At 47.1% G+C, this 11,870-nt stretch carries 11 protein-coding genes and 4 pseudogenes; 6 read left to right on the plus strand and 9 right to left on the minus strand.

Annotated features, from left to right (window positions below):
• Window positions 1-100: 100 nt before the first annotated feature.
• From NFS22_RS22015 to NFS22_RS22025, 3 genes are all read right to left on the minus strand, one after another.
• Complete coding sequence (locus tag NFS22_RS22015) at window positions 101-307, minus strand: helix-turn-helix domain-containing protein (protein WP_251319821.1); 207 nt, start codon at window positions 305-307, stop codon at window positions 101-103.
• A gap of 310 nt (window positions 308-617) precedes the next feature.
• On the minus strand, window positions 618-755 hold the full coding sequence (locus NFS22_RS22020; RefSeq protein WP_251319822.1) for a recombinase family protein: 138 nt from the start codon (window positions 753-755) through the stop codon (window positions 618-620).
• Between the two features lie 573 nt (window positions 756-1,328).
• Window positions 1,329-2,726, minus strand: a complete 1,398-nt coding sequence (locus NFS22_RS22025; RefSeq protein WP_251319823.1) for an MATE family efflux transporter — start codon at window positions 2,724-2,726, stop codon at window positions 1,329-1,331.
• A 591-nt stretch (window positions 2,727-3,317) separates the two neighbouring features.
• Between NFS22_RS22025 and NFS22_RS22030 the strand changes: the two genes are divergently transcribed.
• The 4 genes and pseudogenes from NFS22_RS22030 (at window position 3,318) to NFS22_RS22045 (ending at window position 6,134) form a co-directional block, all read left to right on the plus strand.
• Window positions 3,318-3,425 carry a helix-turn-helix domain-containing protein gene (locus NFS22_RS22030; RefSeq protein WP_420908905.1) on the plus strand — a complete coding sequence of 36 codons (108 nt, stop codon included), beginning with the start codon at window positions 3,318-3,320 and terminating at the stop codon, window positions 3,423-3,425.
• A 179-nt stretch (window positions 3,426-3,604) separates the two neighbouring features.
• Window positions 3,605-4,312: a VanR-ABDEGLN family response regulator transcription factor gene (gene vanR, locus NFS22_RS22035; RefSeq protein ID WP_251319824.1), complete on the plus strand. Its 708-nt coding sequence runs from the start codon at window positions 3,605-3,607 to the stop codon at window positions 4,310-4,312.
• 244 nt (window positions 4,313-4,556) lie between these two features.
• Window positions 4,557-5,444, plus strand: a pseudogene (locus NFS22_RS22040) (sensor histidine kinase); the annotation flags it as partial.
• Between the two features lie 129 nt (window positions 5,445-5,573).
• Window positions 5,574-6,134, plus strand: coding sequence for a D-alanine--D-alanine ligase (locus tag NFS22_RS22045; protein ID WP_277614992.1), 561 nt, complete (start codon window positions 5,574-5,576; stop codon window positions 6,132-6,134).
• Between the two features lie 203 nt (window positions 6,135-6,337).
• Here NFS22_RS22045 and NFS22_RS22055 read toward each other — a convergent pair.
• The 3 genes and pseudogenes from NFS22_RS22055 to NFS22_RS22065 form a co-directional block, all read right to left on the minus strand.
• Window positions 6,338-6,616 (minus strand): annotated as a pseudogene (locus tag NFS22_RS22055) (plasmid mobilization protein); the annotation flags it as partial.
• A 477-nt stretch (window positions 6,617-7,093) separates the two neighbouring features.
• Entirely contained in the window at window positions 7,094-7,405 is a 312-nt protein-coding gene (locus NFS22_RS22060) for a hypothetical protein (protein WP_478293292.1), read from the minus strand.
• A gap of 136 nt (window positions 7,406-7,541) precedes the next feature.
• Window positions 7,542-8,054, minus strand: a complete 513-nt coding sequence (locus NFS22_RS22065; RefSeq protein WP_251319826.1) for a cation efflux transmembrane domain-containing protein — start codon at window positions 8,052-8,054, stop codon at window positions 7,542-7,544.
• Window positions 8,055-8,101: 47 nt separating this feature from the next.
• Between NFS22_RS22065 and NFS22_RS22070 the strand changes: the two genes are divergently transcribed.
• Window positions 8,102-8,344, plus strand: coding sequence for a DUF3781 domain-containing protein (locus NFS22_RS22070; RefSeq protein WP_251319827.1), 243 nt, complete (start codon window positions 8,102-8,104; stop codon window positions 8,342-8,344).
• A 46-nt stretch (window positions 8,345-8,390) separates the two neighbouring features.
• On the opposite strand, the gene NFS22_RS22075 is transcribed toward NFS22_RS22070, so the two are convergent.
• The gene (locus tag NFS22_RS22075; RefSeq protein WP_251319828.1) at window positions 8,391-8,834 is read right to left on the minus strand and encodes a cation efflux transmembrane domain-containing protein; all 444 of its coding nucleotides are present in this window, start codon (window positions 8,832-8,834) and stop codon (window positions 8,391-8,393) included.
• 160 nt (window positions 8,835-8,994) lie between these two features.
• Here NFS22_RS22075 and NFS22_RS22080 point away from each other — a divergent pair, with 160 nt between their 5' ends.
• Entirely contained in the window at window positions 8,995-9,552 is a 558-nt protein-coding gene (locus NFS22_RS22080) for a TetR/AcrR family transcriptional regulator (protein ID WP_016292402.1), read from the plus strand.
• A 288-nt stretch (window positions 9,553-9,840) separates the two neighbouring features.
• Here the strand turns inward: NFS22_RS22080 and NFS22_RS22085 are convergent.
• A pseudogene (locus NFS22_RS22085) lies at window positions 9,841-9,969 on the minus strand (Maff2 family mobile element protein); the annotation flags it as partial.
• A 94-nt stretch (window positions 9,970-10,063) separates the two neighbouring features.
• Window positions 10,064-11,746, minus strand: a pseudogene (locus tag NFS22_RS22090) (VirD4-like conjugal transfer protein, CD1115 family); the annotation flags it as partial.
• Window positions 11,747-11,870 lie beyond the last annotated feature (124 nt).

Below are 11,870 nucleotides of genomic sequence, written 5' to 3' on the forward strand. Positions count from 1 at the left end.
TCGCATACCTGCGTCTCTCATTTTTCTGTATCATACCCTCATTATAGCACCTTTTTATCTATTGGTACAGCTTCTTAATCCTAATCAGCAAGGGGGTGTGCTATTCCTCCGGGATATACTCAATAATATCGACGAAGTCGCACTGAAGCACTGCACATACCCTGCCAAGAATCGCAAGATTTACAGGCTCATTTCGGCGGAGTTTCGTCATAGTATTTGGGGCAATATTTGCAATTTTTCTCAAATCTGCCATACTCATATTCTTATCTATGAGCAGCTTCCACATCTTTTTGTACGAGATCGCCATACAAATATCCCCTCCGACAGAAGCAATCTTGGGGGAGTCCAGCATTGCTTGCCAGTCTTAATTGTTTTATTTTACCACACTAACGCAAGATTTTCAAGAATTTTTCGCGAATTTATGCGAAATTTGTAGTATTATAATCAAACATATAATGAAAAAGCACCACCGTATATTAAGGGTGGTGTTTCTCGTATACGAAAGCCAGAGTTTTCAGCGACTCTGACTTTCGTACGTTTCTGTGGATTTAAACAATTACTCTTTCGCTCAAAGTCCGCAAACAGAGAGCCACTGACCCGATATACTCAACGGCTCTTTAATATCTTCGCAGAAAATATCCTTGACAAATCCCGTCTTGGTTCTCAATGCTCACGGATTCCCCGGCTCGCTCATCGTCATGGGAGAGTCTTTCGTATAGGGCGGTGAGTTTGTCTTTCTCTGCCTGCTTCTTCATGGTGTGTAACCTCCTTTCTTTGAGGGTGCGCGCTTCCCTATAACCTTATTATACTTATCTGTTTGGTGGTTTTAGGGACTGGTGGCCCAGGTTTTGGCCCGGTGGTGGCCCTTGGTACTAGATGGTAGAGAGGGATAGCAGATGTGTCCGGAATGGAAATTACGGAAATTACGGTTTTTAAACTCGATTTTTCAGTGTGATATAAATTAAAATAGATATAGATGGTACTATTGAGGTGAAATACCTTTATAGTACCATTTTTTTGTCTAACAATTAAATTTCAAGAGGTAACATTTTATAATCAACAGCGTCCTCATCGAACATTAAAGAATAAAACACCTGAGTAGGTAGAAATAGAGTTCACCTCCCGACAGCCTGACATGTAAGGAGTTCGAATCCCTCCATTTACACGTCTTGCACTCAAATTTTGAACTGTTTGTTTTTAACCAATGACAGATTATAGGTAAATAGAAAAGCCCTAAATCCTTGACATGTCAAGGATTTAGGGCAAAAAACAGCCTTACCTAATCCGACGACTGATAACAGTCTTTCAGATCAGGTAAGGCCGTTCACTTACGATTTTTCCCAGGAGGGAGAGATCGTTTCCATAGGGGCGATTTCCTGCCGGTAGACTCGAAGCAGGAACAGGATACACAGGCTGACGGCAAAAATCTCAGCCAGGGGGAAGGCCCACCAGACCACACTCAGCCCGCCCACCTTGGACAGCACAAAGGCCACCGGCAAAAGGACAACCAGCTGGCGGATGACGGATACCGTCAGTGAAAGCACCCCATGGCCCAGAGCCTGGAACACAGACATGCTGACCACGCTGATGCCGGCTACTAAAAAGTGGCAAGAAATGATCCGCAGGGCGGGCACACCGATGGCCAGCAGATCGCCGGCGTCCTCTCCCTCGGCCTCAAACAGGCCGATAAACACATCCGGGAAGAACTGAAACAGAGCAAAGCCCACCAACATAATTCCCACAGCGTAAGCGATAGCCAACCGGACGGTTTTCGTAATCCGCGACGGCTTTCGGGCACCGTAGTTGTAGGCCACAATGGGTACCATACCGTTGTTCAGGCCGAACACGGGCATGAAGATGAAGGATTGGAGCTTGAAGTAAATACCGAATACCGCCGTGGCGGTGGAGGTGAAGGCAATCAAGATCTGGTTCATACCAAATACCATCACCGAGCCAATGGACTGCATAATAATAGAGGGCAGGCCTACGCTGTAAATGTTGCCGATAATCTCTTTGCTGGGCTGCAGGCCCTTGACGGACATCTGGACCTCCGGGTTGTGGGTCAGGGACAGGTAGAGTCCCACCAGGCCGCCGATAATCTGGCCGGCCACGGTGGCCACAGCGGCTCCCGCCACCTCCAGCCGGGGGAAGCCAAACAGGCCGAAAATCAAAATAGGATCCAAAACCAGATTGATGACCGAACCCACCCCCTGAATGACCATGGCATACACCGTCCGCCCGGTGGCCTGGACCAGCCGCTCACAGGTGACGGACAGGAAAATACCCATGCTGCACCCGGCCACAATGGTCAGGTAGTCTGTTCCATAGTTCACAATTCCGGGGATATCGGTCTGGATGGTGTAATAGGTCCGGGCCAGGGTCAGGCCCAGCACGGTAAACACCAGGCCACTGATGACCTCCAGCAGCATTCCGTTCATAGCGGTGCGGTTGGCCCGTTCCTGGTCCTTCTGGCCCAGACTGCGGGACAGCAGAGCGTTGATGCCTACGCCGGTGCCCACCGCCACAGCAATCATCAGGTTCTGCACCGGGAAGGCCAGCGACACCGCGTTCAGCGCGTCCTGACTCAGCTTGGACACAAAGTAGCTGTCCACCACGTTGTAGCAGGCCTGGATCAGCATGGATATAATCATGGGCAGGGCCATGTTCAGCAGCAGCTTGTTCTCAGGCATAATGCCCATTTTGTTTTCCTGCGCGGGTTGTGACACAAAAATTCCTCCTCCATAAAAATTGCCGCCCAATGGAGGGAATACGCAATTTTCGCTCTTTTTTTGCTCAGGAGCCTATTATAGAGGAATCAAATTTTTATGTCAATGGCAGTTTATACAGTTTTTTCCCGGTTTTCTCCCTTTCTCCACCGAAAAAACAGTCCGGCGGGGAGGCCAGGCCATTTCTCGCCGGAAAACTTGTTGTAGCGCGACACGATTTTTGAGAAATTCGGACAGGATAGTTGAAAAAATAGCGCCGTTCTCAGAAGTGATTCCTAGCTCGCTCACTTGCGCCGACCGCCCTCCAGGAGGGGAGTGGCCCGCGTAAAGGGGCGGGCTTTTTAAGGCCCGGGGAGGGGCGGCTTTTGCTGCCCCTCCCTTGCCTTTTGTCCTTGCCTGGGGAGTTATGTGGGTCGTTATTCTTTTTCGTCTGCGATTATGTCCTGCATGACTTCCCCAAAGTCTGCCGTAAAGGAAAAAATGAAGTATTGATGACCTTTGCTTGGCGGCTAATTCAAATTAGCTTACACTGTAATTGCTAATTTGAATTAGCGAAAAGCGAGGTGCAGTATATCAACAAAACAAAAAATATTGAATGAAGCCCTATCACTCTTTTCAGAAAAAGGATATAGTGCGGTTTATGTCGGGGATATTGCCGAAGCGGTAGGCATTAAAACGCCGTCACTTTACTCACCGTGAGACGCATTTGCAAAGTAGTAAATTCCGTTTTATCGTATGAACTCAAAGTCAATATACTTGCACGGCAGGGAACCGTGGACTATAATATAAGCACTATTAACAATGTTTTGTAAGGTCCAAGAGTAAGGAATCCCTGGTGCAATATCTTTAATTTCTACGATAGAAAAGAGGTCTGACAAATGCCAGATAAGATCTTAGTGATAGATGATGAGCGGGAAATTTCTGACTTGATAGAATTGTACCTTCAAAATGAAAATTATGAGGTGTTTAAGTTCTACTCAGCCAAAGAAGCCCTTGCGTGTATTGAATCTACTGAGCTTGATTTGGCCATTCTGGATATTATGCTGCCGGAGGTGAACGGCTTTGCCCTCTGCCAGAAGATCAGGGAGCGGCATACTTATCCCATCATCATGTTGACAGCCAAGGACGCGGAAACCGACAAAATCACCGGCCTGACCCTGGGAGCGGATGATTATGTCACAAAGCCTTTTCGCCCTTTGGAATTGGTAGCGAGAGTAAAGGCCCAGCTCCGGCGGTATAAGCGATATAACCCCGCCCAGGCTTCCAGTCAGGAGCAAGCATCCGATTTGCTCCTGCACTCTGGCCTGGAAATGAATACGGGTACTCATGCCTGCTTTTTAAACGGGAAGCCGCTTCCCCTGACACCAACCGAATTTTCTATTTTACGCATTTTGTTGGAACGAAAGGGAAAGGTTGTCAGCTCCGAGGAGCTGTTTCACGAAATTTGGAAGGACGAGTATTACAGCAAAAGCAACAATACGATCACCATCCATATCCGGCATCTGCGTGAAAAGCTGGGTGACACCATAGACAATCCTAAATACATTACAACGATATGGGGAGTGGGGTATAAAATTGAAACGTAAATTATGAAAAACTCCTTATCTGATTGTCTTAATCTTAATCAGTATTGCGGCTTGCATAGTACTTTATTTCCTTGTTGATAAAGTATGGAACGGCAGCTTTGTGGACTGGTTTGAGTGGAACTTCATGCAGACACGCAACGCTTATCTTCCAGAGGCTGGACAAGAAGCGATTATCCGCGAACCAATGTGGTGGAAGGTGAAGCGTCTGGTGCTTGGGGCCGTAATTGGGACTGTTGCAATAGGAATTATCATTGGCTTTTTTGCGTCATATTTTCATGCTAAAGCAGAAAAACGAAAATCTGTAACCAACATCGGCAAGATGCTCCGAGACTATATGAAACAAGAGAGTGAAAGTTCTGATATGTTTCCGCAAGAGTACGCAGAAATCGCCGCGCAGATGGCAGAAATCAGAACAGCCATGCTCCGCAGCGAACAAGCACTTCGGAATGAAGCCGCGCAAAAGAATGACTTGGTGACTTATCTGGCCCACGACTTGAAAACGCCCTTGACCTCCGTCATTGGCTATTTAAGCCTGCTGGACGAAGCGCCTGATATGCCGCCGGAGCAGAAAGCAAAATATGCCCATATCGCGCTGGACAAGGCAAACCGCCTGGAACGGCTGGTGAACGAGTTTTTCGAAATCACCCGGTATAATTTGCAGCAAATCACGTTGGAACAAGATCAGATTGACCTTTACTATATGCTGGTACAGATGGTGGACGAGTTTTATCCCATCCTGTCCGCAAAAGGAAATACCGCCGTTCTCCATGCCAATGAAGATTTAAGCGTCTGCGGTGATCCGATGAAGCTGGCCCGTGTATTCAATAACATTTTGAAAAATGCGGCAGCATATAGCTTTCCAAATTCTGAAATCATCATTTCCGCCGAAAAGCAGGACAAGCAAATGGTGATCTCCTTTGAAAATCAGGGGCCGTCCATCCCGGAGGAAAAGCTGCCCATGATATTTGAGCGTTTCTATCGAATGGACGAGGCTCGCAGCTCTGACGCAGGCGGGGCCGGACTTGGGTTGGCTATTGCAAAGGAAATCGTCACCCTCCATCACGGAACAATCACAGCCGAAAGCCATGAAAATGCAACAGTATTTACAGTATCATTGCCGCTCTCAACTTAGGAAAACATCAATCTCCTGTTAGGATTTTCTTAGGAAATCAACAACAGAATATTAAAGCATTATCCGATTGCCCTTGCTATGATTTTCATACCGAGGGCAATCGGATTTTACATTCAGAGAAGGTGTGATATGAAAAAATATAATGTGGCAGTCCTGTTTGGTGGCTGTTCCCCGGAATACAGTGTTTCGCTGGAGTCAGCCCACGCAGTTATCACGCACATGGATCGGACAAGGTATAACCCGGTGTTGATTGGAATTTCCTCCGCAGGAAATTGGTATCACTTCACCGGCGCGGCAGAAAAAATTAAGTCGGATACCTGGAATAATCCTGACGATTGCGCCCCAGCCCTGATATCCCTTGACCAGGATGCCCATGCGCTTTTGGTTCAAACAAGCGGAGGCATAGAGAAGATTTCTCTGGATGCCGCTTTCCCTGTTCTGCATGGACGCAACGGCGAGGACGGGACGGTGCAGGGGCTTTTTGAACTGGCAGGCATTCCGCTGGTGGGCTGTGGCGTCCTGGCCTCGGCGCTGTGTATGGACAAAGACCGGGCGCACAAGCTTGCACAGGCTGCGGGCATTACGATACCTTTCTCCACTGTGCCGACGAAGAAAGCCAGCAAGGAGGATGCTTTCGCTTGTGCTGATAAGCTGGGCTATCCTTTGAGTGTTGAATTGATTTATATTTAATTGGGCGGGGTTCTCCGTATGCGGCGTGGCCATATTCGGGCCAGCCACATCCGGGTTTTCCATATGTGGTGAGGCCGTATCTGGCGGAGGCATATCCGGCTCGTCCGCATCCGGCGCAGGCGGCTCCGGCGGCTGGGGCTTTTCGTAGATGATGTACTCAGTGTCGGTAATACGCCCGTTGGCCCCGCGAAGTTGGCGGCGGAAGGTGCGCCGTACTCGTTCAGACAGCGGGCAATCTGATTCAAGTTGCCGCCGATTTTCCCATACTCGGTGGTTAGCTTCCCAACAGCAGACAGCAATTCATCATTGACCGGGGAAACGGTGATAACCGGGCGTATGCTTGACTTAATGAGGGCTTGCCGGATAAACTCGGCTTGGCTCATTTTGCAGAGGGTGACACGCTCGGAAAACTCGGCGTATTCTTCCTCGGTCAAGCGTGTCTTGATTACCCTGTGGCGGTGTGGCGTGTTGTATTTTTTCATGGGCTTCAACTCCTTTCGTGGGTGGATTTTTTCAAGCGGCGCAAGCCGCAAAAAGGCGGGCTTGGGGTGGCAACCCCAACAAGATTCCCGCAGGACAAAATGAGCGATTAGCGAAATTTGGTACTGTGGTAAAATCTTGTTGTTGTTGCTCTTAAAAAGTGGCGGTTTCCCCTGTGTGGGCTTCCGTCAATACCTTTAGTGCCGCAAGCGGGGATTTTACCAAAGCTGCGGCGATATTTCTCCCCTTACTACCTACAACACCACGCAAAGCAAAAATGACGGTGATTTGCGGAAATTTCCCTCTATTCCTTACAAAACCGCACAAGCCGGAATAGGCGGGAATTTTGAGAAATTTCTTTTTATCCCCCTTTGCACGGCATAATACTGGCGATTTCTGAAAATGCCAAAAAAAGGCGCAAAAAAACAGGAAACCTTTTTTGATTTCCTGTCTTGGTGTGCCGTTTTATGTAGCGATAATTATTCAGTTTTTCGGTATGGCTGTTCATCAAAACGGAACTTGAATAGGGCGGCGGCAAGTTCCCCATTGGTAAGGATAACTGTCTGACCGCATATCGTAATGGGGTATTCTTCATAAGGTGCTTCAAAATATTCGTCTGTTGTGCCTAAAGGGTAAAACTTTTCTTCTGTGAGGTATTCAAGGGATATTTCTTTTTGCCGCCGTCTGCTTCTGTCACGCCATGCGTTGAGTGCTGCATAACGTATGACGGTCTTGCAAAAGCCGTTGAACGTATACATGATGTGTTCCCTGTATGCTTCTGTGCAAGGCATAGATGATTCCCCCTTTCTCCCACATGGGGCGGTGCATGGTTTACGGTTGCTTGTTTATAATTCAAAGGAGCGACAACTTTATGCGTAGGTCTTAACTCGTTTCGCTCCTTTAATTATCTTCTCCCGGTATCACATATTACCATTCACAAAAAACAATTTCAGCATTTTCGTAAATAGGACATATATCTTTCAAGATATTCCTTTTGACAGTTTGTATTTTTTTATAATCAATGTTATTGGTAATATAAATGCAAACTTTTATGTGCATACCAATTTTATATATGTCACATTTTTGCAATGTCATAATACCGCTAAGATTCTTTTCTACAAATTGGAAAACTGTTCTTTTTAGTTCCTGATTCGTTGTCAACCCTCCTGACAATTCGCGGAAAGAAGATGTGAAAACACTTATCGGTTCTTTTATTGCGGGCAAGACTATAATTGTCGTAATAAAAAAATCTCCAGTATAATGAAGGAAACCCAAACTTCCGTTAATATCTATCAGTTTTATCAAGAACGCAGACAGTGCTACGCCCAAAGATAATATGCCGTCGATAAGATTTCCTTTCGATTCTGTTGCTAAAAGTGTACTGGAATCATTAGTTTTACGGCTCTGGCTTCTGTTAAAAAAGTCCCAATTCGACTTCATGTTCCCGGTGAATCACAATGGGTAAATATGTATAGGTTGGTATAAGAATGAATGATTTAATTAAAAACATTGATAAACTTCATACAACAGAAATGGGTGCAGAGCGGATAAAAAGGAACTGCCAAATTGAAACAGACGATGTTGTCCAATGGAGCAGGGTGCAGATTCTGGACAAAAATGCTAAAATCGAAAGGATCGGAAAGAACTGGTATATTTTCACAGGTCACTACAAAATAACTGTGAACGCATATAGCTATACAATAATTACTGCGCACAGAGTTGAAGCATAATCTGTATAATTCGGATGAATGAATTATTATACACTAAAGTCTAGAATCAAGGCGTTAGGAACACAGAAGCGAATTGGGAGTTAAAAAAAGACAGCCCAAAACATATGATACACATAAGTATCTCATAAGGAATTACAGGTTCAATCATCAAAGGGGTTCCAACGCCATATGCAAAATACCCCCATGCTGCTTTTGCAGTACGAGCAACAGAAGAAAACAGCAGCACCAATGTTAATAAAGTTCTAAAAATAGAATATAATGGCTCTAAAAAATAAAGACCGTCCGGGTAATTCTTTGTCTTTTTATTACTAATTTTTGAAATTTCCAATGCTGCCAAACAAGAGCAAGAAGCAATCATTGAAAAGGAACAGTCTAAAAACAGAGCTTGAATATTTGTTATCGAAAAAATCCAAAATCCACCTATTGCCATTATTAAGTTTACAATGCAGCTTACTATTAGTGATTTGCGTTCAATTTGTTTTTGTGTCATGGTTACCTCCATTGCCTTGGAATTTTATAGTATTCAGATTGACATATCCGTACAACGAGCAGTATACTATAACATGTGTCGTTTTTCTATCTTCAATTTTATCTATAATTGTTGCCTAAACGACACTGCCGCTCGAAACTGTTGTTTAAAGGAGAAAACTATGAATAAACATGATAGGCGGGTCAAAAAGACAATAAAAGCATTACAGTCTGCTCTTGCTGACGCAATGCTTGATAAGGAACTTCAAAAAATTACAGTACAGGAATTAGTCAACAAGGCAGACATACATAGAGCTACTTTTTATTCGCACTACCATGATGTGTATGACTTATATGAGCAAATGGAACATGACGCTATATCTGAGTTCACTAAATTTATTAACGATAATCCAGCAGGTCATTACGAAAATATTTATAATTCCATTATTGATTATATTTATGAAAATCCTGCCTTAAGCCGCTTGCTTTTTTTCGGAAAGGGAATTGACCACAAATTTCAAGAGCATATGTATGACATCATAGAAGAAAAATATCTTGAAATATGGATGCAAGAAGAAAATATATCTTCCGTTTCAGAAGAAATGCTCTATATGGCGACATATCATATTCAAGGCTGCCTCTCAATAATCTCACTTTGGATTAAGAATAATTTTTCTACCCCAAAGGAAAAAATAATCCAGCTTATTTATTCTATTGACGCAAGTTGGAATATGCCATAAAAGAAATAATCTGTGTGGAGATAAAGAGGGATTCCGTAGTAGTCGGCACTGTGTGTAATGTGCATAACTTTCTGTCTTATGGAGTTGTGGGAAAGTCCGTTTGCAGAATGTGGGAAAGCTGCACTTTAGCTTTTCCATGTGCTGTGAACGGACTTTTCCATGACGGAATAGCAAGTTATACACATTTCCACGGTGCTTGTCTTTTGGTCTTTAGTTCTTTTGTTCGGAATAGTGTGGTGCTGGCGGTCTATCTCTTGTTTTCGGTTGCTTGCTTCTTTACCGTACATGAGCATTGGAGCCAGGGTTATCCGAACCGTAGCCCTCCAGGAGATTGACGACGCCCCACACGCCCAGGCCAGCGCCCAGGGCCACAACGAGGGTCTGCAAGGTGGTGATAGCGGAAGAAAAGAACTCCATATAAACCTCCATATTCTCCGGGAATGTTATCCCGGCCATGAAAAAAGCCACCCTTGGAGGGTGGCAGGAACGCTCTGGACACGGTGTCCAGAGGTTATACAAAAGCGTCCGGGTCGTCCAGGTCGTCATAGTTGAAGATGTCCTCGTCCTCGCCTATGCTCGCCTCGTCCGGCACGTCCGCCTCGTACACGGTATATTGCTCGCTGGGGTCCAGCTTGTCCATACGGCGCTTTATCAGGCGGGACAGGTCAAAGGCATTTTTCTTGTCCGCCTCCGCCGTATAGCGGTAGTTGGGGTGCTGCTTCAAGTCGTACTTGGGGGAGAAAAAGGGCCGCAGCCCCCGGAGCTGTAAAATACATTTGTCGCCGGGCATGGTGGTGAGCTCGTCCATGGTCATAAGCTCCCTGCCCAGGCGCTGGGTGTTCTGGCTGTAACTCTCGGACTGCCCGCGGGACCGGCTGTCGGTCTGCATGGAAATGGTCTGCTTGCCCAGCCACGCCTCGGAGATCTCCTTGACGGTGGAGTGCTCCCGCCCGCCCAGGAATACCACGCTGTCCATGTTGCCCATGATCGTCTCCGCGTTGTCCTTGTAAATGGCCTTGCATTGGGACTGGGCCTGATAGAACAGGGTCAAACTGACCTCGCGGGAGCGGATCACCGCCACCAGCTTCTCCAGGTTCGGGACCTGCCCCGTGTTGGCGGCCTCGTCCCACAGCACCCGGACGTGGTGGGGCAGACGGCCCCCATGCACATTGTCCGCCCTCTCGCACAGGAGGTTGAACTTCTGGGAGAACGCCAGGGCCACAATGAAATTGTAGGTGGTGTCCGTGTCGCTGATGATGAAGAAAGCCGCCGTCCGCTTGTCTCCCAGGCGGTTCAGCTCCATTTCGTCGTAGCTCATGATCTCCCGGAGCTGGGGAATGTCAAAGGGAGCCAGCCGCGCCCCGCAGCTAATCAGTATGGAGCGGGCGGTCTTGCCGCTGGCTAATTTGTACTTCTTGTACTGCTTCACGGCGAAGCAGTCCGGCTTGCGCTTCTCCAGGCCCTTGAACATATAGTCGATGGCGTTCATAAAGTCCGGGTCGTCCTCCTTGACCTCCATTCCCGAAATCATATCCACCAGCGTGTTCATGTTCCGGTTCTCCTCCGGGCCCTCGAAAATGATATAGGCAATCAGGGCGCAGTATAAAAGCGTCTCCGATTTGGTCCAGAACGGGTCCCCCTCCTTGCCCTCCCCCTTGGTATTGGCAATCAAAGTGTTCACAAATTTCAGAATATCCGCCTCATTTTTAATATAGGCCAGGGGGTTATAGTGCATAGAACGGGAAAAATCAATGCTGTTGAAAACCTTGATTTTGTACCCTTTTTTCCTCTGGAGGAAATAGCCCACCTGGGACAGCACCCCGCCCTTGGGGTCCACCACCACATAGGAGGAATGGGCCTGGAGGAGCTGAGGGGTGAGCCAGAACCGGGTCTTGCCGGAGCCGGAGGAGCCAATCACACAGGCGTTGAGGTTCCGGGCGTTGGCCGGGTTCTTGGGCCGGGTGTTGGTGGTGAGAAATTCCGTCCCGGAGAGAATGACGTTTTTCTCAAACGTGGGATCGACGAAAGGGGCTATGTCTTTTGGGCCGCCCCAACGCGCCGATCCGTACTCCTCGTCACGGCGAAATTTTTTTGCATTTTTGGCCTTAACGTAGACGAACAGCCGGATGGCCGCCGCCCCCGCTATCCCTACCAGCCAGTCCGCCGGGACCAGCCCAGGGGCGGGGGAGGCAAATGTGTCTGTTCTGATAACTCTGCCCCACCCCCCTGGCAATTGGACTAATACTAATCACCAATAAAAGCATTTAAAATCCAAATTCTCCCTGTAATGTGAGAGATGAGCTCAGGCAGGAGGGAGC

The sequence above is a fragment of the Flintibacter muris genome, from assembly GCF_943192995.1.
Lineage (GTDB): Bacteria > Bacillota > Clostridia > Oscillospirales > Oscillospiraceae > Lawsonibacter > Lawsonibacter muris.